This window comes from Pseudoalteromonas luteoviolacea H33-S (genome assembly GCF_001625695.1).
GTDB lineage: Bacteria > Pseudomonadota > Gammaproteobacteria > Enterobacterales > Alteromonadaceae > Pseudoalteromonas > Pseudoalteromonas luteoviolacea_B.
In genome coordinates, this window is record NZ_AUXY01000089.1 from 60,289 (window position 1) to 84,557 (window position 24,269).

The window sequence follows — 24,269 nt, forward strand, 5'->3', positions numbered from 1 at the left end:
ATTAAAAATCTAACTTATCTATAATTTGATTTGCGACTACTTTCGCACTTTGCTCATCAGTGCGTACAACGATATCAGCAACTTCGCTGTATAAGTGGTTTCGTTGCTCAGCTAAATCTTCTAAAATTTTTCTTGAGTCTTCACCAGTCTGTAATAAAGGACGGCGCTTATCTCGCTGTGTTCGAGCCACTTGTTTTTCAATGGGCGTTTCTAAATATACTACAATCCCACGAGCTGACAGTTTGTTACGCACTTCCTTACTGATCACTGAGCCACCGCCTGTTGCCAGAACGATGCCCTGCTTTTCAGTCAAATCTGAAATTACAGTCTCTTCACGCTTACGAAAGCCTTCTTCTCCTTCGATATCAAAGACCCAAGCAATATCAGCACCAGTACGGCGCTCAATTTCCTGATCCGAATCAAAAAACTCAAGGTGTAATTGGTCAGCAATGTGACGACCAATTGTGCTTTTACCAGCCCCCATGGGGCCTACTAGAAATATATTACGTTTCTCAGCCATATCTTTTTAGTACAAACGAACTCTAAAATTTGAAATAAAACCCCGCCTAACGACCTGGCCCCAAAATTAAGGAGGGGATTATCTCAGTAATCTATTCAACATTTCAAGTCAAAAGGCGTAAATTCCACCTTTATTTGTTAATTTATCGCCATTACAAATTATCATTCATAATTCTGGGCGTGACAAAAATCAACAACTCTTTCTTTTCATTAATCTCTTTGGTGTTTCTAAATAGCACACCAAGGTAGGGAACATCCCCAAGAAGCGGTACTTTACTCACTGCGTTTGTCGTTTCTTGCTGGTAAATACCACCAAGAACAACTGTTTGGCCATTATCAACTAATACTTGTGTTTGGATCTGCTGGGTATTAATCGCCACAGCAGGGCCATTTGCGGTTTGTACTGTATCACCTCGCGTATCTTGAGTGATAATTAAATCTAAAATAATTTTATTATCTGGCGTAATTTGCGGTGTCACTTCTAAACTCAATACCGCTTTTTTAAACTCAACGGCTGTCGCACCACTAGAAGATGCTTCAACAAACGGGATCTCAGTACCTTGCTCAATACGCGCTGTTTTTTGGTTCGCTGTAGTAATACTCGGAGTCGCGATGATCTCCCCTTTATTTTCCTGCTCTAATGCGGACAATTCTAGGTCTATCAAGGTGCCATCCGAGAGTTTCGCGATATGCATGCCAACACTCGCAGCCGTTGCAGGCGCTGGTAAATTGACATTTAGTCTGTCTTCTAACCCAGGTATCGTGCCGCCGGAGAGCAGATCAGCAGCCGTTAAGTTCCCAGACAATGCATCACTGCCTTGCTGATCACTAAATCCCCAACGTATCCCTAAATCTTCTTGGATATTATCGGTCACCGTGACCATACGAGATTCAATGCGTACTTGCTTTACAGGTACATCCAGTTTTTCAACCATACGCCGTATACTTTCAATACTACGCGCGGTGTCTTTAATCAGTAAAGTATTGGTTCTGGTATCGACAGACACACTTCCGCGTAAACTGATTATAGAGTTTACATCTGTTTTTAATAAATCAGAGAACTCTTGCGCTTTTGCATAGTTTAGTTGGATATATTCGGTATACAGTGGCTCTAGCTCTTCGACTTGCTTTCTTGCCTGTAACTCTTTGGCTTCACGTGCACTCAGTTCTTCAGAAGGCGCCACCATTAAGATAGACCCTTCCATTCGTTTATCAAGCCCCTTCACTCGCAATACTACATCAAGTGCTTGATCCCAGGGTACGCCATCTAATCGCAGCGTGATATTGCCAGATACAGAATCACTCGTAACTAAGTTAAAGTTATTCGTATCTGCAATTATTTGCAGTACTGAACGAATCGGAATATCTTGGAAATTTAGCGTAATTGGCTGGCCTTGATATGACTTGTTTTCACCAAAGTTGAACTCTGTCGTGTCTTTTTCAACGGTCAGAGTAAAAATATTGTCCAGCTGCTGATAATTGAATTTAAATGCCGAATTCGGTTCAATGACAATTCGGGTTTTAGTATCTTCTCTAAACGTTTCTATTTTACTAACGACCGTGCCAAAGTCAGTCACATCTAACTCATATAAATGTTCATCAGGAATGCTGATATGATGAAAGTCTGCGATGATTTTATCGCCAACTTGTTGTACGTCGATGGCACTTTGCGCGGAATTCAAAAACGCCAATATTTGTGCCGCCCCTTCACTGGTGCGCTTAAAATCGATGCTTTGAATACCATTAATATATTGATTTGTTTTTTCCGCTGTACTTGGATCAGGAATTGGTTTATCGGAAACCTGCAAATATACCAAGTTATTTTTCACCGTAGTTTTATACAGCTTGAGCTCCTCAAGCAAGATAGAAATCCGAAAACCATCAGCTTCCATATTGCTTTGAATTGCACGGATCCCTGCTTTGCCAATTGCCATTTGCTTTAAGCTTTCTTCAAACTCAGCATCTTTGAAAAACAATTCCAAACGCGCCGGCTCATTCAAGACTTGGACTTGAGGCTCTCCTTCAAGCTGCTCATCAAATACCAATTGTAATTCTGTTTCACCAGAAGCAATCGGATTGTAGCGCACATCATAAAGCATGGGGATAGCATAAGAGCACATTGAAGCTCCTAAAAATACTCCGCCTATCAGTGTATTCGCAAAACTCTTCGCTAGGTTGCGCGTCATAGTCGTATCACCTTTTTATTATTCACTCGCGCCCATTTCACCAGCTTCTGGCATCTCAACTGTTGTGAGTCGCTCTTTCCAACAACCAGAGCCATCAGGGATAAGCTCCATTAACTCAATTCTATCAGAGTGCACACCAACCACTTCACCATGATAAAGTCCCATATATTGCCCTTCCTTTATCCGATATAGTCCCTGATCGGCCGCTTTTATCAATGCCCATGTTGTAACATTGGTTGCAATTATGCCTTTCATAACAAGGTTATCCAACGGGAATTTTTCAAGTGGGTCGCGCATTCTCTCAGGATCTGGGTGCAGACAATTTTTTATTTGTACGAGACGGTTTTCAATAACCTCAGGCTGAGGCGCTACAAACGGGCTGCGCAACTCAGACGCTTGATATGGAAAGTGCTCAAAGTTCATCATTTCCGGAATAGGGTCAATATAAGGCGTCGCACTGGCTTGTACTCTATCGATATACTCCTTTTGCTCCGCAGTATCATCATTACAGCCCACCAAAAATAGCATTATGAACATCAAAGGTGCCAGCCGCATCATCGGCTTCCCCCTTGCTCATAGCGATAAGTTTTCGCTACCACACCAAAAACTAACGAGTTATTGCCAGCATTTTCAATTCTAAAATCATGCAAGCTCACTATCCTTGGCAACTGGGCCACTTTACTAACAAACTCACCAAACTCATGATAACTACCCACAACTTCTAGGTTGATCGGTAACTCCGTATAAAACTCTTTTTTAACTTCGGGTAACCAGCCAATCTTTAAAAACGTTAAACCACTAGAAGTGCCAACATATGTTAAGTCATCTAACAACCCCGGCGTTTCGTTCGATGTTGGTAATTTTTTCAACAATTGCGAAAACTGCTCTTCCATATCGAGCATTTGCTGTCGATACAATTCTAAATTATTTGCTCGTCCATATTTTATGCGATAACTCTTACGAAGCTCTTCTTCTTTATTAACAGCAGCTTCGTAACGGTCAATAGATGAAGATACAAGCATGGTATAGCCAACAACGAGCATAATAAATACCACCATGGTGCAGCATAGTATCTTAACGGGTAAAGGCCATTCACCTATATTATCTAGCTCAACTTCATTCCAATCAATTTCTTGTAATGCTTTGATATCAAGTTTCACGACTCTGGCACTCCTACCTCTGCATTACCAGCCTCCTGACGTTCCTGCTCCATTTGTTCAAATGACTTAACATAAAAGTGCATCATAAAATCACTGAGTAATCTATCATCATTGCTTCCTGCAACAATGCCTTGGATCACAGGCTTTTCAAGTAAATAAGACGACTCTACCGCTCTGAGCATTTGCGATAAACGGTTATTGGACTCACTGCGCCCCACTACTTTTATCATATCCTCTGAGCGCTCCAAGCTCGTTAAATACACACCAGCAGGAACAACTCTCGCAACTTCATCAATGATTTGTGTGCCCAAGTTACGGTTACTCTGCAGCACTTCGATGAGCCGGATCCGACGCTGAAGGTTTTCTTTTTGCTTATTCAGCCCTTCAATCTCACCAATACGCTTATCTAATTTGGCTATCTCACCTTGTAAATAACGATTTTTAATTTCCTGACCTTGTCTCAAGCCGTCGTAAAAGGTCCCCATTAGATACATAACGGCCAAACTTGTCGCGACTATCACCGCTAAGATAGACAAAAACTTTTGCTGTGATGCCTGTCTCTGCTGTTCTCGCCATGGAAGTAAATTTATATGTGGCATGCAGAAAAACTCCTCAAAGCCAGTCCCGTTGCTATCAAGAATTGCGCACTGTGACGGTTAAGCACACTTCTATCAACTTTAGGAGCTATTTCCATATTCGCAAATGGATCACCAATGATGCTATGCACACCTAATTCGTCCACCAGGAGTCGATCTAACCCTTCGACGAGCGCTGTACCGCCAGTCAAAATAATGTAATCCACTTGATCATGCCCACTGGTTGTCATAAACATTTGCAATGCTCTGCGTATTTGCTGCAAGAGTGAGGTTTGAAAAGGAGCCAGTACCTCGAAGGTATAATTAGGTGGTAAGTCCCCTGTTGTCTTTGCCAATTCAGCCTCATCAAAAGTCTTGTTGTAATATGCGACAATACTATTAGTGTATTGCTCACCACCAAAGACTTGATCTCTTGTGTAAAGTGTTTTTCCCGACTGTACCACACTGATCAAGGTGACTACCGCACCAATATCAATAATAGCGACGACTTTGTCATAAGAATCTGACGGTAATTGCTCGTACAACACATCTACAGAGCGTGCCAATGCATAACTTTCCACGTCGACAACTTTTGCCTTTAACCCTGACTCTTCCAACGCGCCGACTCGTGCTTGCACACTTTCCGTACGTGCAGCAGACAATAAGACATTAACTTTGGAGGGATCGGCTTCATTCACTGATAATTTTTCAAAGTCCAAACTGACTTCATCAAGTGGGTATGGGATTAAACTGTCCGCCTCAATGGCAATTTGTGATTCTAATTCAGCGTCGGTTAAAGACACATCCATAAAAATCATTTTTGTGATAACGGTTTGCCCAGAAACGGCAACCGATGCAAACTGAGTACCTTTTGGAAGCCTTTTTTTCAGTTTAGAGATAACACGACCAATCGCTTCGATATCTTGGATTGCACGTTCTTTCATCGCACCTTTTGGCAGCGGTTCAATGGCAACCGCTTCCACTCGATAGCCTGCACTTGATTCAGCAAGCAACACAGCTTTTACACAGTGCGAGCCAATATCTATTCCAACCATCAAAGGGGCGTGCTTTTTAAATATTTGATCGAACATGCAATTTACCCAAGTATTAGTTCTAGTCGTTATCTTGGCGTTCTCAATTAGGAATTAACATTTGATACGCCTTAAGTATTATGCATTATACTTACCAAACAACAACAGTGCATTATTTGACACCTGTTCGGGTAGAAGAATTTACGCAAAAGTTATTAATCGTTTTTTAATCAGGATATACTAACAGCGTCCACTTGTAATTGGGAGTCTCACTAGAGATAAATTCGTGAATTTATTAAAAAGATTACTACAGACTATTTTCGTTTTTGGCCTTTTTGGCTTACTGATCCTGGTCGGCTTATATTTCTATGTAAAATCCGATATTCCCAGCGTCAAAGTCCTTAAAGACGTCCAGTTACAAACCCCTATGCAGGTATTTACCCGTGACGGGAAGCTGATCAACCAGTTCGGTGAGAAGCGCCGTATACCGGTAAAAATCGCCGACGTACCCGAGCCTATGCTCAATGCCTTCTTAGCGACAGAGGATAACCGCTTCTATGAACATTTTGGCATTGACCCCATAGGTATTGTGCGCTCTTTTATTGTGCTAGTCAGCACGGGTCAAAAAAAGCAAGGCGCAAGTACCATCACGATGCAATTGGCAAGAAACTTTTTCTTAACTCGAGAAAAAGCTTATATTCGTAAAGTCAAAGAAATCTTCATTGCCTTACATATTGAGCGCTTACTGAGTAAAGACGAAATTTTTGAGCTGTACCTCAATAAAATTGAATTAGGGCATCGCTCATTTGGTATCGGCGCTGCTGCACAAGTGTATTATGGAAAAGAGCTTAACGAGCTAACATTACCTCAAATGGCGATGATTGCAGGCTTACCTAAAGCGCCTTCTGCACTCAACCCGATACGTAATCCAACCCGCGCAAAAGCAAGACGTAATGTCGTCTTAGGCCGAATGCTTGCTGAAAAGTATATTACGCAAGCTGAGTACCAAGATGCCATCAATGCACCAATCACAGCAAAGCGCCATGGTGCTGAAATTGAGTTATACGCCCCATATATTTCTGAAATGGTGCGCGCTTACATGGTTGAAACCTATGGCGCAGATACAGCTTACAACTCAGGTTTTCGCGTTTACACGACAGTCGATGCAAGTACACAGGCGGCTGCACAACAAGCACTTATCAATAACTTACATAATTATGATATGCGACATGGTTTCAGAGGACCCAGTGCTCGTTACTGGCAGGAAGATGATACTCCATGGACCGTAACACAAATCACCGAACGACTTAAAAAAGTCAAAACAATTGACCCACTTCATGCCGCAGTCGTCACCGAGATTGAAGAGCAGTCCGCTGAAGTTATCCTTAAATCAGGCGAAACCATTACATTAGACTGGCAAGCCATAAACTGGGCACGAGCTTATATTAATGAACGCCGTCAGGGCCACGCGCCAAAATCTGCGGCAGATATTTTAGCCCCAGGCATGCAAGTCTGGGTTCGTCGTGTTGATCAAACATGGATGTTAAGCCAATTGCCACAACCTGCCAGTGCACTGGTTTCACTCGATCCACAAAACGGTCAAATTAAAGCGCTTGTGGGTGGCTATAGCTTTAAGCAAAGCCAGTACAATCGAGCGGTTCAAGCCAAACGTCAGGTTGGCTCAAACATTAAGCCGTTTATCTATTCAGCAGCTTTAGAAGGTGATTACACACTTGCAACCATCATTAATGATGCCCCAATCAACCATTGGGACAAAAGCCTAGGTGTTGCTTGGCGACCCAAAAATAGCCCTGATGTGTACAGTGGTCCAATTCGTATTCGCAGAGCCCTTGCCCAATCAAAAAACGTCGTCTCTGTGCGGCTGATGCGTGGTGTCGGATTAAATAATACCGCCGATCACATTCTTAAATTTGGCTTTGATGATGCAGATGTCGTGCGCAGTGAATCTCTTGCGCTGGGCAGTGCAGCCATGACCCCGCTGGAAATGGCAAGAGGTATGAGTGCATTTGCCAATGGTGGCCACCTGATTGAACCCTACTTTATCGACCGACTTACCGATGCGTTTGGTAATGAGCTGGGTACCGCTAGCCCACTACGTGTTTGCAACGAAGATGAATTAGAGGTAGACCCATATACATGTGCACCGAGAATTATCTCTGAGAAAAATGCGTTCTTAGTGGCAGATGCACTGAAAAGTGCAATTTGGGGCGGAGGTAGTTGGCGACACAAAACAGGTTGGACAGGCACAGGTTGGCGCGCACAAACGCTAAAACGCAAAGATTTAGCCGGTAAAACTGGCACCACCAACAATGCTGTCGATACTTGGTTTACCGGCTTTAACCGTAGCCTATTGACCACAGTATGGGTAGGCTTTGATGATGCCAGTAAACCGCTGGGGCGAGCAGCTTACAATAGCAACCTAGGTAAAAAGCAAATCGTCGGCGCCGAAGCGGGCGCCACTACGGCACAACCTGCATGGGTAAGCTTTATGCGACATGCACTCAAAGAAGTGCCACTTGCACCAATAGAGCCTCCACCGGGACTGGTTTCTATCAGAATTGATTTAAAAACAGGGCTATTAAGTGAAAAAAATGACTATACCAGTCGTTTTGAGTACTTTGAACGCGGCACTGCACCAACTAAGTATGTTTTAGACTCTGGTAGTAGCACCCCTTTTGAAGATGCCCTACCAGCCACAGAAGAACTCTTCTAAGGGTAATAAAAAAGGCCATGCTAAGCATGGCCTTTTATTTATTCAATCTCTTGGCAAAAAAGAATGATTACTTGAGCTTTTGAGTTAACCAGTACAAATCTGAATGTATGCCTGCGGCTGTTACTTCTTTACCTGCACCAGGGCCCTGGATAACCAATGGATTACTTTCATACCATTGGCTGGTGATCACAAATATATTGTCACCAGGCGTTAGATTTGCGATTGCACTGCCGGCTTCTGCATAAGCAATACCGACTTTCGCACTGACTTTACCTTGGGGATCGACCTCTAATGCACCGGTATAGCGCAATGCTTTACCTTCAGATTGTGCTTGCTCATAACGAGATTGGTAAAACTCATCTAGCGCTTCACGCTTGGCCAAAAACGAATCCCAATCACCGTCGGCCAGATGCGCTGGCATCAAAGGCTCTAGGACGATGTCATCAACATCAAGCTGCAAACCTAGGTCTCTGGCTAAAATAAGCAATTTGCGCTGCATATCTCGTCCTGATAAATCCTCTCGAGGATCAGGCTCAGTATAGCCCATAGACTGTGCTTCTAACACCAGTTCAGAAAACGCTTTACTGCCATCAAAGCTGCTACATAGCCACGAAAGCGTACCGGAGAATACCCCCTCAATACGCATCACTGTATCACCACTATTTTGCAGATCCGCTAGGGCAAAATTAATCGGTAATCCAGCACCGACACTGGTGTTATATCGCCAATGCAAGTTGCGCTCTTGTAACTGCTCGAGCAACTTACCATACCAAGTTTGCTCTGCTGTACCGGCATATTTATTGGCACTGATCAGATGACAATCATGTGCGACAAAACTAGGGTACATATTGCTAAAGGCATCACTGGCAGTGATGTCTATCACGACCTTATTTTCATAATCAAGCTCACCAATGCGCTCAAGTAAATCTGCTGGCTGATAGTCTTGTGCTTCACTACGCCACTGCTGCTGCCAATTTTTAATGTTGATACCACTTGGACAAAACAACATTCCTTTCGAGCGAACCAATGCAACAACTTTAAGATCAAATGTCGCTTGGAGTTTTTCAACTTGTTTTTGGCATTGCTCAACAAATACCTCACCGACATTACCTAGCCCAGCGATGATCACAGCAAGTTCTCGGCCTTTATTTACTAATTTATCATGCAAAATAGCCAGTACATCACTGTCTATCGACTGATCTGTTAAGAACAAGGCATAGCTACCATCGCTGTGGGTAAAGCGTACAACCACATCTTGCTGCTCTAACACAGTAGCAGCCTGCTGAGTTAAATGAGCCGTTTCATGACTCGGCGCAACAATTGCCAGCCCTCTGAGATGTGACTCAACAATGTTACCCCGCCCAGCTAAATGACTCGCAACAGCATGCGTGTCCTTACTTGGCACAAGTAAATAATCGTCACCACCTTTATTAAAGTGATGAATACTATGCTGTATTAGCTGACTCAAAGTACGGACTTCGCCAACAGCTAGCCCTTCAACACGGATCAAATCTAGCTCATCAAAGGTAGTGATAAAACGTTTGTCTTTGCTATAGCCTTGCTTAACGATTTCCGTACCAACTACTTCTGGGTCATAGCTACTACGAACTTGTAATTTAATATTGGTATCTTTTAATGGAGAAAGTGTTTTCGCATGCAGTACAGGGTTACCAAGGCGAGCCAATAGATTGGCTTGAACACGGCACACTTTTGGATACTTTAATGCAGAGCTCACTTTACGAGGGTCCGTACTAAATACGCCCTGCGTATCAGTCCAAATTGAAACTGCTTTGGCATCAATATAGTTGGCAAGTAAAGTTGCGCTATAGTCACTGCCATTGCGCCCAAGTGTAATTGTTTTTGCATCACAATCTGAGGCAATAAAGCCAGTCACAACGTAAATCTTATCCGCTTTAATTTGCGCAAGACAAGCTTGCTTATTTTGCGCGTGCAATAATTGTCCCTGATGCTGTGTGAACAGCGATCTTGCATCCACATCCTGCGAGTCCACATTTAACGTGCAAAGCAAACGCGCTAATAGCCTTGCTGACCAAATCTCGCCATGTGCAAGCAATGTCGCCTCATGCAACACGTCATCCTTAGCTGCTTTAGCAATACTCTGCAGTTCGTCTTTTAGTTGGCTAGATAATGCACTCACTTGTTGACTATCAAACAGCTCGCTTAGAAGTTGATTTTGATGATTTTCTACCTGTAATAAGATATCGTTAAAACCATTGTCATCTTTTTGCACATAGCTTTGCCATAGCTTGACCAAAGTATTGGTCGTTTTACCGGCAGCAGAAACAACAACACAATCACCCGCTTGGCATTGGCCCAAAATAATATTTGCAACCGCTTGATAGCGTGCTGCTGAGCTCAGGCTTGAGCCACCAAATTTATGTACTACTTTTGTCATGTGCTTACCATAAAACCGTATGTGCTGGTGATAATTTAAAATCTTTGGCACTGTCTGAGCTGCCAGATTCAGGGCTATTTACTTTTTCAAAAGCCAGCTCTAAATCAGCAAGTAAATCTTCTACATCTTCGATACCAACTGAAATACGGATCAAAGTATCTCCAACGCCAGCTTCGAGGCGAGCCTGTGGATCCATGCCTGCATGAGTCATAGTCGCTGGGTGACAAATTAAACTTTCCACACCGCCTAAAGACTCTGCCAAAGAGAACTGAGAAAGTGAGGTTAAAAATGTCGCAGAGTCTTTCAGAGTCCCTTTAATATCAAAACTCACCATACCACCAAATCCATGCTGCTGCTTTTTCGCAAGTTCGTGCTGAGGGTGAGATTCAAGACCCGGATAATATACCTGTTCAACAAATGGCGATGCTTCTAAATACTGCGCAATCGCCAATGCATTTTGCTCATGCTGCTTTAGACGTACTTTTAACGTTCTTAAACCGCGTAGCGTTAAGTAGCTATCAAACGGAGAGCCCGTGATCCCGATATTATTCGCCCACCAAGCAAGCTCATCGCCGAGCTCTTGAGTGCGAGCAATCACGGCACCACCAACAACATCTGAGTGGCCATTAATAAATTTAGTGGTTGAATGCACCACGATATCTACACCAAACGCAATTGGATTTTGTAATGCCGGTGATAAAAACGTATTGTCCGCAGCAACCAAAGCACCACACGCATGTGCAGCACTCACCACGGCCTCAATATCCGTTAAACGTAAAATAGGGTTACTCGGTGTTTCTATCCAAACAATCTTAGGTGCAATCTCAGCAATCTGTGCAAGGCTGTCAGGCTGAGTCAAATCAAGTACTTTTACTTTTAATAAGCCACGTTTCTCTAACGATGTAAATAAGCGGTAGCTTCCACCATAACAGTCATGTGGAATAACCAGCGTTTCATCGTGATTTAACAGCTGTGTGACTAGGTGAACTGCAGCCATGCCAGTTGCCGTGATAATGCCTTTTTCACCACCCTCAAGTTGCGTCAGTGTGTCGGCTAATATATCGCGATTTGGATTACCACTGCGACCGTAATCATAGTCTCGCTTCTTATCAAAATCAGCAAAAGAATAGGTCGTAGATAAATAAAGAGGAGGCACAACTGCACCGTGATGCTTGTCAGCATCGATGCCATTTCTTACGGCAATCGTTGACTTTTTACTTTGGCTCATAGGTCACCTAGATACTTGGATGTTTAGACGTCTAAAAGGTTAGATGAACAATTAAAAGATGTCAAAACATTTATCCTTCTATATGGCTAAATAACTAGTATTTGACTATCTTATTCAAACCGATAAAATTTCGCCACGAAAGCGATAAAGGATGTCAATAAGACTGGATCTTTGACCAAATATGGCAAAAGACCGAGTATTCTGCCAATTTCCTGTACAATGCACACACACAAACTTTGTGCGAAGTACACACCGTCTGCAGTTCACTCAGCACGCAAAATACAGTTTTATTTGCATTCAAGGTAAACACTGAGGCAAGTACACAATTATGGCTAAATGGAACGGTGAATATGTTCACCCTTATGCAGAACACGGTAAAAAATCAGAACAAGTGAAAAAGATCACGGTTTCAATTCCTCTGAATGTACTTAAAGTACTGACGGATGAAAGGACTCGTCGACAGGTGAATAACCTGCGCCATGCAACAAACAGTGAATTATTGTGTGAAGCTTTTCTTCATGCCTTTACAGGGCAACCTTTGCCAAACGATGAAGATTTAAGAAAAGATAACCCTGAAAAGATCCCTGCGGAAGTTCGTGAAATCATGGAAAAAATGGGCCTAGAAATCCCAGAGATCAACGAAGATTAAGTCTTTGTTCAGGCCAAAAAAAGCCTCACAAATATGTGAGGCTTTTTTGTATCTAGTGATTAGGCCATGTAATTTTCTGGCATATCAATTTGCGCAACACCTGAGTCAATTGCAGCTTGTGCAACCGCTTTCGCTATGCGAGGAAGTAAGCGCGGATCCATTGGCTTTGGAATAATATACTCTGAACCAAACTCCAGTGTATCCACTTCTGCTGCAACCAATACTTCTTGAGGTACAGGTTCTTTAGCAATACTGCGGATAGCTTCCACTGCTGCAATCTTCATTTCATCGTTAATAGCGGTTGCACGCACATCAAGCGCACCACGGAAAATAAATGGGAAACACAGCACGTTATTAACCTGATTAGGATAATCAGAGCGGCCTGTCGCCATGATTAAATCATCACGCGCGCCATGAGCCACTTCTGGGCTGATCTCTGGATCTGGGTTAGAACATGCAAATACCACTGGCTTATCAGCCATCAACTTCAAGTCTTCCGGTGATAATAAGTCAGGGCCAGATACACCAACAAACACATCTGCCTCAGCAATGACATCTTGCAAAGTACGCTTGTCCGTATTGTTGGCAAACAGCGTTTTGTATTCATTTAAGTCATCGCGACGTGTATGGATAACACCTTTGCGGTCTAGCATATAAATGTGTTCGCGTTGTGCACCACATTTAATCAATAGCTCCATACATGCGATAGCTGCAGCACCTGCGCCTAAGCACACAATGATGGCTTCTTTGATGTCTTTACCTTGAATTTCAAGCGCATTCAACATACCCGCAGCTGTAACAATCGCTGTACCGTGTTGATCATCATGGAAAACCGGTACATCACAACGCTCAATCAACGCTTTTTCGATCTCGAAACACTCAGGTGCTTTGATATCTTCTAAGTTAATACCACCAAATGTATCTGCAATGTTTGCAACCGTATTGATGAAGTCTTCAGTTGTGTTATGCTTCACTTCAATATCAATTGAATCTAATCCAGCAAAACGCTTAAATAAAAGTGCTTTACCTTCCATCACAGGCTTAGACGCCAATGGGCCTAAATTACCAAGGCCTAAAATAGCAGTACCATTACTGATAACAGCGACCATATTGCCTTTACCGGTATAACGATATGCATTGGCTGGATCGGCTGCAATTTCACGTACAGGTTCTGCAACACCTGGACTATAAGCTAGGGCAAGATCTTTTACTGATTCAGCTGGCTTTGTCAGCTCAACACTGATTTTACCTGGGACGGGGTGTGCGTGGTAATGTAATGCTTTTTCACGTAAATCTGACATGACGCGATTTTTTCCTACGAGAAGTTAAAAGTGAGAGTGAGATAAAAATTCGCTAACTGCTTTCAACAATACCTATTTTGAAAATTAATTCAAGCACTATCAGGTCTATCCTGTTAGCCGATATTTTTTGTAATTTAGCGACTTTTAAGCCACTTTTCATCAATATTTACTGCAACAATTTAACGCTTACACAAACTAAATAGGGCGACAATAGATTAATTTATATGCAAAATAGACAATAAAATCAACTTTAAACAACAATCACAGCATTAATCCGACTTTAAAGGAAGATAACCACATTTAGTGACATTTAGATGACTTTAATAACAAATTAAACTCGCATAACTATTCATAACTTAGGTAAATTTAAACACTCAACACCAATCTGTTAATCATAAAAACGAGGTCACAGAAACAATGGTTTATTATGCTAACAATCTATTGTTTTAACTATGTTATAGAACAAATATGGCAACTTTTTAATACAATACCAAGTTGAGAGTGATTTTTATTGCGAGAGAAAGAAAAGAAAGTAATTTTTATAGGGAATAATTGATTTACTCTTAAACGAAAAAAGCACCCGTAGGTGCTTTCTCTTGCTGACTAAGTCGTGATTAACGCTTAGCAGATAGCGCACCGAAGCGCTTGTTGAAGCGATCAACACGACCACCTGTATCAAGGATCTTCTGCTTACCAGTGTAGAATGGGTGACATGCAGAACATACGTCTAGGTGAATGTCTTTACAAAGAGTTGAACGCGTCTCGAATTTGTTACCACAAGAACAAGTTGCTGAGATCGTCTCGTACTTAGGATGAATACCGTCTTTCATAGGAAACCTCTAGTTTAAGGCCGTATCGCTCTCCAAACCCGAAGTTTGGCACCATACGTCGTTATACAAATAAATTGGACGCGTATTTTAGGACTTTCATGTACAAACTACAAGCAATAAATTAGTTATTATGGGGATTTTTATTATTCCTGTTCGCTATCCACAATTTAGCCTCACAAGCATAGGGCGATAAGGTATAATCAGCCCAATTCACTTTCATGCTTTAGGCAATCGGCGGATCACTTGGAGAGCACATGCCATTTGCAGCAGTCGCAATAAAAGTCCCTTTACACAAAACATTTGATTACACCTATCAAACCACGATGCCCCCATGTGTTGGTGGCCGCGTATGGGTCAAATTTGCAAATCGACGCTGCGTAGCAGTCGTGACCGAGCTCAAAACGCACAGTGATGTTCCTAAAGATAAAATAAAACCGATTGAATCTGTTATAGATAGCACGCCTATTTTAGATGGCGCACATTTAAACTTTTTAGAATTTATTAGTCACTATTACTGCTACCCTTTCGGAGAAACCTTATTTACCGCTTTGCCGGGTGCACTGCGTGATGGTCAAGATGTCGATAAAACACAAGTTCCCATGCTGACATTGACAGATGAGGGGCGCGAAGTAGTAAACCTGAGAGCCAAAAAGCAACAAGCACTGCTTGAACAGCTGCGTACCGCTGGAGATGCGACACACACGGAACTCAAAACGTTAGGCTTTACACAAGCACAAATCAAGGGCTTGCTAGAAAAGCAGCTGATCCGCGAAGAGTTGCGCACAGATACGTCATGGCAAAATACGGCACTGCCTGTTGGGAGCAAACCGCTACTTAATGAAGAACAAGCCACTGCTTGCAGTGCCATCAATCATACAGATGGTTTTCGTACTTTCTTAATCGAAGGGGTCACAGGCAGTGGTAAGACTGAAGTCTATTTGCAGTGTTTGGAAAAGGTCCTGAGTGTTGGTAAGCAAGCCTTGGTGCTAGTGCCTGAAATTGGTTTAACCCCGCAAACAGTCAACCGATTTAAACGCCGCTTCCCAGGACTGCCTATTGATTTGTGGCACTCCAACCTAACCGATAATGAGCGCTTACATACTTGGCGTCGCGCACAGCAAGAGACAGCGGCACTCGTCATTGGTACCCGCTCAAGTATCTTTTTACCCTTTAAATCGCTTGCTATGATAGTCGTCGATGAAGAACACGATCATTCATTTAAACAACAGGATAGTTTGCGATATCATGCCCGTGACTTGGCAGCATATCGAGCGCACCAAGCGCAATGTCCATTGCTCTTAGGTACCGCAACGCCTGCGCTTGAGACATTAAAAAAAGCGTTAGATAACAAGTTTCAACTGCTCACACTCAGTAAGCGCGCACAAACAAGCCAGGATAATCAGTTTTTATTAGTGGATATGAAAGCACAACAAACCCAAGGCGGGTTTGCCAATACCAGCTTAAAAGCCATTGAACGCACCTTATCAATGGGTAAGCAAGCCATGGTGTTTCTTAACCGTCGAGGTTTTGCGCCTACGCTTATCTGCCATGAGTGTGGCTGGTTAAGCGATTGCCATCATTGTAGCACCAGTGCAACGTATCATAAGACCATGCAACGCCTCGTCTGCCATCACTGTGGTGAACAACAATATGTCCCTCATCAATGTCCTGATTGCGGTAGCACACAGATCATGCCTACCGGCCTTGGTACTGAGCAGCTTGAAGAGTTTGTGACAGCACAGTTTCCCGAGGTGCCCGTCAGCCGTATTGATAGAGATTCAACTCGACGTAAAGGCAGCTTAGAAAGCGCACTTGAAAAAATACATCAAGGAGGCGCACAAATTTTGATTGGCACGCAAATGCTAGCCAAAGGTCACCATTTTCCCGATGTCGCCTTAGTCATTATTTTAGATGTAGACAGTGGTTTGTACTCAAGTGATTTTAGAGCCACAGAACACATGGCACAACTGATCACACAAGTGTCAGGCCGTGCAGGAAGAAGTGGCGAACCTGGCACTGTGATATTACAAACACATTTTCCTGAGCACCCCCTGCTACAAGATTTAGTCAACAATGGTTATCAGGACTTTGCGCGTTATGCGTTAACAGAGCGCCAAGAAGCCATGCTGCCTCCTTATACACACCTAGCATTAATCAGAGCAGAAGCAACATCGGCACACTTAGTCATGACATTTTTATCTGATCTGGTTCCTGCTCAGCCATTCTCTGGTATACAATTGCTGGGGCCGATCCCTGCGCCTATGGAACGTCTCGCAGGAAAGTATCGCTATCAATTACATATACAAGCAACACAACGTAATGTTTTGCATCAATATCTCATGCAATTGAAGGAATATATCAGCAGCCACAAGCTTGCAACACGCGTGCGTTGGAATATTGATGTTGATCCTATGGATACCTATTAACTGTTATGGCACAACACGATTACATAAATAAAACGCCCAAGAAAAAGGGCCAAAAGAAACCACAGCCAAAAGCACAAAAACCATTCCCTAAAGTCCTTGCCGCTTTTGCATTGCTACTGATAGGTGGCTTTGGTTATGGTCTGTGGTTTATCAAAGAGCATGCAGATCCTGCCAAAGTACAACAGGCACAACAACCGGCTGCACCTGTCGCTGTAGTCGAAGAGAAAAAAGAGCTGCCACGCCCTCCCTCTTTTATCGATGATATGAAAACGGCCGAGGTTGAAGCTGAGGTGAAAGTCATCAAATCAAGGGGTCCATTTCAAATGCAATGTGGTTCATTTCGAACCTACGAGCAAGCAGAAAAACGCAAGGCCCGTATCGCCTTTGCTGGATTATTATCTGAAATACGACGTACCGAAGGCAGCAATGGCGTGTGGTACCGTGTTCGCTTAGGCCCTTATGATAAAAAGCGTGATGCTGAAAGCGACAAGAATAGACTGCAACGTATTAAAATCGTTGACTGCGGAATTTGGGGCTGGACTTGAATTTAGCCCAACAGCCCTCATCTATGCATTTATTGATATAATTATCCGAGGCAAAGGCCTCTTTTAAGGAATACTATGACTACTATCGTAAGCGTTCGCCGCGATGACAAAGTTGTTATCGGCGGTGACGGTCAAGTTTCTCTTGGCAATACGGTGATGAAAGGCAATGCGAAGAAAGTGCGTCGCCTTTATAACGGTAAAGTACTGGCTGGTTTTGCTGGCGGCACAGCCGATGCGTTTACATTATTTGAGCGTTTCGAAACTAAATTAGAAATGCACCAAGGACACCTAACACGTGCAGCTGTGGAAATGGCTAAAGATTGGCGTACAGATCGCGCACTGAGAAAACTAGAAGCGCTCCTTGCTGTTGCGGATGAAACCGCGTCATTGATCATCACAGGTAATGGTGATGTGGTGCAGCCAGAGCATGATCTGATCGCTATCGGCAGCGGGGGTAACTTTGCCCAAGCAGCAGCCACCGCTCTAATTGAAAATACCGATTTAAGTGCACGCGAAATCGTCGAGAAAAGCTTGAAGATTGCCGGTGACATTTGTGTATTCACTAACAACTTCCAGACCATCGAAGAATTGTAATAGGAAAATCCATGACAGCAATGACACCTAGAGAAATCGTTCATGAGCTAGACCAGCACATCATTGGTCAAGACAAGGCTAAAAAAGCGGTTGCTATCGCACTTCGTAACCGCTGGCGTCGCATGCAACTTAATGACGATCTTCGCGCTGAAGTCACCCCAAAAAACATTCTGATGATTGGTCCAACTGGTGTAGGTAAAACCGAGATCGCACGTCGCCTAGCCAAGCTTGCCAACGCGCCTTTTATCAAGGTTGAAGCGACTAAGTTCACCGAAGTGGGCTATGTGGGTAAAGAAGTTGAAACCATTATCCGCGATCTGGTCGAAGTGTCATTCAAGATGACCCGCGAGCAGCAAACTAAAAAACACAAGCACCGTGCAGAAGAAGCGGCAGAAGAACGCATTCTTGATGCGCTATTGCCACCAGCAAAAGACGCATGGGGCGAATCACAGCCAGCTGAAAATAGCTCAACACGTCAGGTTTTCCGCAAGAAACTACGCGAAGGCCAGTTAGACGATAAAGAAATCGATATTGATATTGCTGAAACATCGCCGCAAGTTGAGATCATGGCACCTCCTGGTATGGAAGAAATGACCAACCAGTTGCAAGGCATGTTCCAAAACTTATCAGGCGATAAGAAAAAGAATCGTAAGCTGAAAATCAAAGAAGCATTCAAACTGCTTATTGAAGAAGAAGCTGCCAAGCTGGTTAACCCTGAAGAGCTAAAAGAACAAGCAATCTTTGCTGTTGAGCAAAACGGCATCGTATTTGTTGATGAAATCGACAAAATCTGTAAGCGTGGTGAAGCATCTGGACCTGATGTCAGCCGTGAAGGTGTACAGCGTGATTTACTGCCGTTAATTGAAGGCTCAACAGTTAGTACCAAGCACGGTATGGTAAAAACTGACCATATCTTGTTTATTGCTTCTGGTGCTTTCCAAATGGCGAAACCTTCAGATCTTATTCCTGAACTACAGGGCCGCTTACCTATTCGTGTTGAACTAGAAGCGCTGACAGCCAAAGATTTTAAACGCATTCTAACTGAGCCTCACGCTTCACTGACTGAGCAACAACAAGCCCTGTTAAAAACAGAGCAAGTGTCTGTTGACTTTACTGATGATGCGATTGAGCGCATTGCTGAAGCTGCATGGCAAGTCAATGAGAAAACAGAAAACATCGGTGCACGACGTCTTCACACTGTGATGGAAAAACTGATGGAAGAAATCTCTTTTGATGCGTCAGAGCAATCTGGTCAAGCACTGACCATTGATGCTAAATATGTTGAGCAGCACCTAGACATACTCGTCCAAGATGAAGATTTAAGCCGCTTCATTCTATAAATTGGAGACAAGGCCAGCAAAGCTGGCCTCATTTTTATGTATCAAGTCACTAAACTCCATTACCACCGTCAGAGCAAACTGCTCGATATTACCTTCGACGATAATCTGCACGCTTCTGTGAGTGCTGAATTTTTGCGTACCCACTCCCCTTCAGCCGAAGTGCAGGGTCATAGTCCTGAGCAAGCGCAATTGGTATTAAATAAACAAGCGGTCACCATAATCAAGATTGAACCAGTCGGTCATTACGCAGTAAGACTGTGCTTTGATGATGGACATAACTCAGGGCTGTTCAGCTGGCAGTATTTACGTAAATTATGTAATAACCGCGAGCAACTCTGGCAGCAATATCAAGATAAAGTGGCTGCACACCTAAAAAGTAAAGACAGTGTACCCATCAAGTTTGTGCCTTAGGATAACTGCATAAAAAGCAACATCATCAACCTGAAACTTTAAAGACTGTCAGAGGTAGGTGATGCGCCTAAATCCACTTTAGGCGCTTGAGAGGTTATACTTTATATTTGTCGATGGCGTCATGCAGTGCACGCGCCTGTTCAGATAGCTCTTCACTGCTTTGCGCATTCGAAGCAGCATGCTCAGAAGCACCCTGTGCGATGTCTCTTATCTTCACAACGTTCTTATTTACTTCTGATGCGACCAGGTTTTGCTCATCAATTGCCGTCGCAATATGCGTGCTCATATCCATGATGTTTTGTACATCTTCAGTAATAAGCCCTAGCAATTCACCGGCACGCTCTGCCTGCTCGACACTTTCATTACTCTGTCCACGACACTCTTCCATAATACTCACGACATCTTGAGTACGCTGTTGTAGTGTTGAAATAATGCTTTCAATTTCTTGCGTTGAGTCTTGTGTGCGCTGCGCAAGGGAACGAACTTCATCCGCAACCACCGCAAAACCTCGGCCTTGCTCACCGGCTCGCGCCGCTTCAATTGCCGCATTGAGTGCCAGTAAGTTTGTTTGCTCTGCGATACCGCGAATAACATCCAGCACAGAACCAATGGTTTCACCATCTCGCTCAAGCTGCCCGACCACTTCAGATGCACCACTGAGAGAATGAGACAACGCCATAATATGGTCGATGGTTGAGGTGACTTCACTGCGACCTTGCTGCGCATTTTTATTGGTCGATTCCGCTTTTTGCGCAGCCGCTTCCGTATTATGTGAGATATCTTGAATGGTAGCCTGCATTTCGGTTGCCGCGGTCGCAACCATATCCGCTTCATGTAACTGCTCGTTCATACCAGCACTGGTTTGCGCCGTTGTTGCAGATAAATGCTCTGTTGCATCATTGATAGTCACTAAAGCACGGTTTACATCAGAAATTAGGTTTTTAAAGTCTTCGATTAAGCTATTGAAGTCACGCGTCATAATGGTAATCTCATCATTGCCGCTTTGGTCTATCAATATACCTAGATTATTCTCGCGTCGAATACGCTCAATGGTTTGATATACTCGCTCTACCGGACGAATAATAGAACGGCTCGTTGACCACACTAAAATCATCACGATTGCAGCAGCGGCAACGAAAATAAGGATAGCAGCCGTTGTAGCAAATTCAGCATTATCAGCGATTTCTTGTTTAGTTTGCTCAACAATGGCAACAACAACTGCATCACTTTCTTTGACCACTTTGCGCATATCACCCAGTGCACCACTGTTCAAATCCACCCCAAGCTCAACTTGTGCGTCAATCAGCCCTTTAAACTTAGTCTGATATACACCCAGTAATCTAATTAGCTCCTGCTGATAGGCCCTATCGTGACTAGATTCTCTGATTTGAGATTCGAAAGTGTCTATATGTTTATTGAATTTTCCTAGATACTTAGTATCTAATCGCAGCATAAAATCTTTTTCAGCGCGCCTTAGCTGTAACATGGTCGTCAAAAGCTTATAGTCTTCTTTTTGCTTTAATAATGTCTCGACTCCATGTACTGCTTTTCTCAGCTCGCCGTACAGCGCATCTTTTGGATGCAGGCCAATGGTCTTTTGTAACTCAACAACGCGATTAAATTCTTTATGATATTGCGTCACCAATCTCTCAAACTGATCAAGCTGCCCTAAATCAATATTAAAGTCGATGAACACAGCTTCAAGCTTGGCTTTTTTCTCTTTAAGTAAACGATATTCTTTTTCGTATTTATCCAGCGCTGCTACATCTTTGTAAAACAAAAAGTTTTTTTCATACTTACGCATGGATAACTCATGAACATCCAGTTCTTCTGCATATTGAATAGTCTCATTCAATTGGCGCATTGTATTAGCTTCAGTGATGATCACCGCTAACATCACCAGTAATGCCACACCAACAACAACAGCGTTGAGTTGCAAACGCCTTTTAATGGTTAGATTTTCAAGTAGAGCCATACAGTTACCTAATTATTACAGAACCTGCAATACAGTATAGCCAAACTCATCTTGCGCCGAAATCGAATCTACATATTTAAGCAAAAATATTTCAAAGAATTTACATGTTATGCAACTTTGTTCCTGTTATAGAGGATCGGCTGCCATAAATTATCGTGTAAACTCCCGTAATCTTGCCATTGACCATTAGCTAGCCACTGAGCTAACGGGGTCGCATCGGAGGGAAAATCAATTATTTGGCCTTCTGGATGTTCAAGCCATTCGCCTAACGCTTCCGAATTTAGGTAATTCATCACTTCCGCTAATCCAAGAGACTGCAATGTCATCGCATTACTCAACTGCTCAAACTGTCCCTGCAATGGTTTTAATAACAGTTTTTTACCGAACTTGAGCGCCTCACTAGATAATTCAAAGCCGGCATTAGCAACCACCCCTGATGCACTGGCTAAGTCATCTAAAAATCTTGTCCGTGAAGGGGCGCGTAAATGAATATGATTTAATGATTTGTCTGTTGCATCCGGGTGATAGCAGTAAAACTCTCTATCTGGGAAGTCACCCAGTAATTCAACGATGCTATTTAAGTCTTCAAACGGTAGGTATACCAAAACCTTATTGGCGATAGATGCCCTATGACAGTCATGGAATGAAATAAAAGGCGGCAAAATATTTTTCGCAAAAGGCTGCCAGTGCACACCTAAATGCACGTCGGCAGGCGCAAACCAGCGGATCAACGCGCGCTCCATATATCCCGCTCCAAATAAAGGCACCTCAGGAGATAAAAAAGCAGCCTGATGACTCATCGCCACCACAGGCACTTTGGCTAATTTAGCCGCCCACGCAGACACCGGCTCAAAATCATTGAAAACCAAATCGTACTGTTTAACATCCAGTTGCCTTACATCACGAATGAATGTCATGGGGCTGAGCTGTTTTGCCGTTTCACGATAATTCAATTTGCCATTTTTTGTGACAAAACTTAAGCCTCGACGCACCTGAAATTGGCCAAATACGTCCATGTCAAAGTAATTACTTTCATCTCGCCCAGAAAATAAATAGTCAACATCAATACCGAGTTTAGTAAAACACTCAGCCATTACACGTGCGCGTGTAATATGACCATTACCAGTCCCCTGGATCCCATATAGTATTCTCATAAATCTCCTAACATACCAATGGCCAACATGGCGCATCCACTGCCCATCAACGCTCCAAGTATCACATCTATTGGATAGTGCACCCCGACCAACACCCGAGACAGGGAGACACCCGCAGCCCAAACACATAATGGAATAGTGAGCACAGGGTAGACTTCCATCAAACACGTGGCGTACAGCCAAGCACCGGCACTATGCCCCGACGGCATACTAAATTTATCACTCGGTGTAAGCATGGCTTTGACTGCCAAGCAATCACAAGGCCTCGCTCTGGCAAAGTACTTTTTCAATAAAAAATATAAAGGCCGTTCTATGGCAAATGCCAGCAATACCGTCTGCACAAAAGTATTACCAACCTTTCCCATAAAATAGGCATTTAATAACGCTAAAATGACATACAGTCCGCCATTGCCACTTTTAGATAGCATTAACATCAACCAGTTAAACCACTTGCGCCGTTTTGGCTTATACAGCGCAAAATATAAGGCTGTATCTAGTTTAATTATTTGTGCTTTCATCTTAGTTGCTTACATTTGTTCACAATTTCAGCTTAGAAGAGCTTAATAACAATAACGCGACATTTTTGTGACACAATTATGTAAGTTGATTCAAAGCATTGCGCAGCTTCTTAATGGGAGTATACTGACAACAGTTTAGCCATTCTCTGAGGATACTATGATGGATTACAGCACGTCTGATCTATGTGATCACTTCGCCGACGCCGTTGACGTACTTGAGCCAATGTTTATTAACTTTGGTGGCCAGCACGCTTTTTGTGGTCGCATTAAAACGGTTAAGTGTTTCGAAAACAATGAAATGATAGCTGAGGTACTGCAACAAGATGGAACTGGGCAAGTATTATTGATTGATGGGGGGGGGTCAACCCGCCGTGCATTAATCGATATTGATCTTGCTGAATTAGCCTTAGAGAATAACTGGCAAGGCATTGTTGTATATGGCGCAGTCCGTCATGTAGAAGAACTAGAAGAGTGTGAAATCGGTATACAGGCCATTGCATCCATTCCAGTTGGGGCGGATAGTGAAGGTGCTGGAGTGCAAGGCATCCCAGTTAACTTTGCTGGCGTATCTTTCTTTGATGACGACTTTCTTTATGCTGACTCGACAGGCATCGTTATCTCTGCCGAAGAGCTCTTGCTCGAAGTAGACGAAGACGACGCTTAACTTCAACTTTGTC

21 protein-coding genes are annotated in these 24,269 nt (G+C 43.2%); 8 read left to right on the forward strand and 13 right to left on the reverse strand.

The genetic code is table 11. The features are described 5' to 3' along the window. Position 1 precedes the first annotated feature (1 nt). From aroK to N477_RS18180, 6 genes are all read right to left on the reverse strand, one after another. On the reverse strand, positions 2-520 hold the full coding sequence (gene aroK, locus N477_RS18155; protein WP_036975093.1) for a shikimate kinase AroK: 519 nt from the start codon (positions 518-520) through the stop codon (positions 2-4). 151 nt (positions 521-671) lie between these two features. Beyond that, on the reverse strand, positions 672-2,705 hold the full coding sequence (gene pilQ, locus N477_RS18160; RefSeq protein ID WP_063362821.1) for a type IV pilus secretin PilQ family protein: 2,034 nt from the start codon (positions 2,703-2,705) through the stop codon (positions 672-674). Between the two features lie 18 nt (positions 2,706-2,723). Next, entirely contained in the window at positions 2,724-3,263 is a 540-nt protein-coding gene (locus N477_RS18165) for a pilus assembly protein PilP (RefSeq protein WP_063362820.1), read from the reverse strand. Continuing rightward, positions 3,260-3,865, reverse strand: coding sequence for a type 4a pilus biogenesis protein PilO (locus tag N477_RS18170; RefSeq protein WP_063362819.1), 606 nt, complete (start codon positions 3,863-3,865; stop codon positions 3,260-3,262). The genes N477_RS18165 and N477_RS18170 overlap by 4 nt, the downstream gene beginning before the upstream one ends. Further along, positions 3,862-4,464 (reverse strand): PilN domain-containing protein, encoded by a 603-nt coding sequence (locus tag N477_RS18175; RefSeq protein WP_063362818.1) that lies wholly within the window; start codon positions 4,462-4,464, stop codon positions 3,862-3,864. The genes N477_RS18170 and N477_RS18175 overlap by 4 nt, the downstream gene beginning before the upstream one ends. Continuing rightward, positions 4,452-5,531 (reverse strand): pilus assembly protein PilM, encoded by a 1,080-nt coding sequence (locus N477_RS18180; protein ID WP_063362817.1) that lies wholly within the window; start codon positions 5,529-5,531, stop codon positions 4,452-4,454. Before N477_RS18180 ends, N477_RS18175 begins: the two co-directional genes overlap by 13 nt. A 226-nt stretch (positions 5,532-5,757) precedes the next feature. Here N477_RS18180 and N477_RS18185 point away from each other — a divergent pair, with 226 nt between their 5' ends. Beyond that, positions 5,758-8,205 carry a penicillin-binding protein 1A gene (locus tag N477_RS18185; RefSeq protein ID WP_063362816.1) on the forward strand — a complete coding sequence of 816 codons (2,448 nt, stop codon included), beginning with the start codon at positions 5,758-5,760 and terminating at the stop codon, positions 8,203-8,205. Positions 8,206-8,272: 67 nt separating this feature from the next. Here N477_RS18185 and metL read toward each other — a convergent pair whose 3' ends face one another. Together metL and metB are read right to left on the reverse strand one after the other, a co-directional pair. Further along, on the reverse strand, positions 8,273-10,621 hold the full coding sequence (metL, locus tag N477_RS18190; RefSeq protein WP_063362815.1) for a bifunctional aspartate kinase/homoserine dehydrogenase II: 2,349 nt from the start codon (positions 10,619-10,621) through the stop codon (positions 8,273-8,275). Positions 10,622-10,625: 4 nt separating this feature from the next. Next, positions 10,626-11,849 (reverse strand): cystathionine gamma-synthase, encoded by a 1,224-nt coding sequence (gene metB, locus N477_RS18195; protein ID WP_063362814.1) that lies wholly within the window; start codon positions 11,847-11,849, stop codon positions 10,626-10,628. A gap of 328 nt (positions 11,850-12,177) precedes the next feature. On the opposite strand from metB, the gene metJ reads away from it, so the two are divergent. Further along, complete coding sequence (gene metJ / locus N477_RS18200) at positions 12,178-12,498, forward strand: met regulon transcriptional regulator MetJ (protein ID WP_063362813.1); 321 nt, start codon at positions 12,178-12,180, stop codon at positions 12,496-12,498. Between the two features lie 59 nt (positions 12,499-12,557). Here the strand turns inward: metJ and N477_RS18205 are convergent, their stop codons facing one another. Beyond that, positions 12,558-13,799, reverse strand: a complete 1,242-nt coding sequence (locus N477_RS18205; protein ID WP_063362812.1) for a malic enzyme-like NAD(P)-binding protein — start codon at positions 13,797-13,799, stop codon at positions 12,558-12,560. A 614-nt stretch (positions 13,800-14,413) separates the two neighbouring features. Further along, a complete protein-coding gene (gene rpmE, locus N477_RS25775; RefSeq protein ID WP_081216524.1) occupies positions 14,414-14,629 on the reverse strand; it encodes a 50S ribosomal protein L31 in 216 nt (71 codons plus the stop codon). 254 nt (positions 14,630-14,883) lie between these two features. On the opposite strand from rpmE, the gene priA reads away from it, so the two are divergent. From priA to N477_RS18230, 5 genes are all read left to right on the forward strand, one after another. After that, positions 14,884-17,055, forward strand: a complete 2,172-nt coding sequence (gene priA / locus N477_RS18210) for a primosomal protein N' (RefSeq protein WP_063362811.1) — start codon at positions 14,884-14,886, stop codon at positions 17,053-17,055. Between the two features lie 5 nt (positions 17,056-17,060). Then, positions 17,061-17,600: an SPOR domain-containing protein gene (locus N477_RS18215; protein WP_063362810.1), complete on the forward strand. Its 540-nt coding sequence runs from the start codon at positions 17,061-17,063 to the stop codon at positions 17,598-17,600. Between the two features lie 75 nt (positions 17,601-17,675). Next, complete coding sequence (gene hslV / locus N477_RS18220) at positions 17,676-18,194, forward strand: ATP-dependent protease subunit HslV (protein ID WP_023398436.1); 519 nt, start codon at positions 17,676-17,678, stop codon at positions 18,192-18,194. Between the two features lie 11 nt (positions 18,195-18,205). Beyond that, on the forward strand, positions 18,206-19,534 hold the full coding sequence (gene hslU / locus N477_RS18225; protein ID WP_063362809.1) for an HslU--HslV peptidase ATPase subunit: 1,329 nt from the start codon (positions 18,206-18,208) through the stop codon (positions 19,532-19,534). Between the two features lie 36 nt (positions 19,535-19,570). Further along, positions 19,571-19,945, forward strand: a complete 375-nt coding sequence (locus N477_RS18230; RefSeq protein WP_063362808.1) for a gamma-butyrobetaine hydroxylase-like domain-containing protein — start codon at positions 19,571-19,573, stop codon at positions 19,943-19,945. 94 nt (positions 19,946-20,039) lie between these two features. Here the strand turns inward: N477_RS18230 and N477_RS18235 are convergent, their stop codons facing one another. From N477_RS18235 to N477_RS18245, 3 genes are all read right to left on the reverse strand, one after another. Continuing rightward, on the reverse strand, positions 20,040-21,920 hold the full coding sequence (locus tag N477_RS18235; RefSeq protein ID WP_063362807.1) for a methyl-accepting chemotaxis protein: 1,881 nt from the start codon (positions 21,918-21,920) through the stop codon (positions 20,040-20,042). Positions 21,921-22,027: 107 nt separating this feature from the next. Beyond that, positions 22,028-23,074 carry an MJ1255/VC2487 family glycosyltransferase gene (locus N477_RS18240; protein WP_063362806.1) on the reverse strand — a complete coding sequence of 349 codons (1,047 nt, stop codon included), beginning with the start codon at positions 23,072-23,074 and terminating at the stop codon, positions 22,028-22,030. After that, entirely contained in the window at positions 23,071-23,592 is a 522-nt protein-coding gene (locus N477_RS18245) for a phosphatase PAP2 family protein (RefSeq protein WP_063362805.1), read from the reverse strand. Before N477_RS18245 ends, N477_RS18240 begins: the two co-directional genes overlap by 4 nt. Before the next feature lie 160 nt (positions 23,593-23,752). On the opposite strand from N477_RS18245, the gene rraA reads away from it, so the two are divergent. Continuing rightward, the gene (rraA, locus tag N477_RS18250; RefSeq protein ID WP_063362804.1) at positions 23,753-24,256 is read left to right on the forward strand and encodes a ribonuclease E activity regulator RraA; all 504 of its coding nucleotides are present in this window, start codon (positions 23,753-23,755) and stop codon (positions 24,254-24,256) included. The last annotated feature ends 13 nt before the right edge of the window (positions 24,257-24,269 follow it).

Excerpts from the sequence above, each read along its gene's own strand:
- pilQ (WP_063362821.1), bottom strand. The coding sequence starts at position 2,705 with ATGACGCGCAACCTAGCGAAGAGTTTTGCGAATACACTGATAGGCGGA.
- N477_RS18235 (WP_063362807.1), bottom strand. The coding sequence starts at position 21,920 with ATGGCTCTACTTGAAAATCTAACCATTAAAAGGCGTTTGCAACTCAAC.
- N477_RS18230 (WP_063362808.1), top strand. The coding sequence starts at position 19,571 with ATGTATCAAGTCACTAAACTCCATTACCACCGTCAGAGCAAACTGCTC.
- aroK (WP_036975093.1), bottom strand. The coding sequence starts at position 520 with ATGGCTGAGAAACGTAATATATTTCTAGTAGGCCCCATGGGGGCTGGT.
- metJ (WP_063362813.1), top strand. The coding sequence starts at position 12,178 with ATGGCTAAATGGAACGGTGAATATGTTCACCCTTATGCAGAACACGGT.
- metL (WP_063362815.1), bottom strand. The coding sequence starts at position 10,621 with ATGACAAAAGTAGTACATAAATTTGGTGGCTCAAGCCTGAGCTCAGCA.
- rpmE (WP_081216524.1), bottom strand. The coding sequence starts at position 14,629 with ATGAAAGACGGTATTCATCCTAAGTACGAGACGATCTCAGCAACTTGT.
- priA (WP_063362811.1), top strand. The coding sequence starts at position 14,884 with ATGCCATTTGCAGCAGTCGCAATAAAAGTCCCTTTACACAAAACATTT.
- N477_RS18180 (WP_063362817.1), bottom strand. The coding sequence starts at position 5,531 with ATGTTCGATCAAATATTTAAAAAGCACGCCCCTTTGATGGTTGGAATA.
- metB (WP_063362814.1), bottom strand. The coding sequence starts at position 11,849 with ATGAGCCAAAGTAAAAAGTCAACGATTGCCGTAAGAAATGGCATCGAT.
- N477_RS18175 (WP_063362818.1), bottom strand. The coding sequence starts at position 4,464 with ATGCCACATATAAATTTACTTCCATGGCGAGAACAGCAGAGACAGGCA.
- hslV (WP_023398436.1), top strand. The coding sequence starts at position 17,676 with ATGACTACTATCGTAAGCGTTCGCCGCGATGACAAAGTTGTTATCGGC.
- N477_RS18245 (WP_063362805.1), bottom strand. The coding sequence starts at position 23,592 with ATGAAAGCACAAATAATTAAACTAGATACAGCCTTATATTTTGCGCTG.
- rraA (WP_063362804.1), top strand. The coding sequence starts at position 23,753 with ATGGATTACAGCACGTCTGATCTATGTGATCACTTCGCCGACGCCGTT.
- N477_RS18215 (WP_063362810.1), top strand. The coding sequence starts at position 17,061 with ATGGCACAACACGATTACATAAATAAAACGCCCAAGAAAAAGGGCCAA.
- N477_RS18240 (WP_063362806.1), bottom strand. The coding sequence starts at position 23,074 with ATGAGAATACTATATGGGATCCAGGGGACTGGTAATGGTCATATTACA.
- N477_RS18205 (WP_063362812.1), bottom strand. The coding sequence starts at position 13,799 with ATGTCAGATTTACGTGAAAAAGCATTACATTACCACGCACACCCCGTC.
- hslU (WP_063362809.1), top strand. The coding sequence starts at position 18,206 with ATGACAGCAATGACACCTAGAGAAATCGTTCATGAGCTAGACCAGCAC.
- N477_RS18165 (WP_063362820.1), bottom strand. The coding sequence starts at position 3,263 with ATGATGCGGCTGGCACCTTTGATGTTCATAATGCTATTTTTGGTGGGC.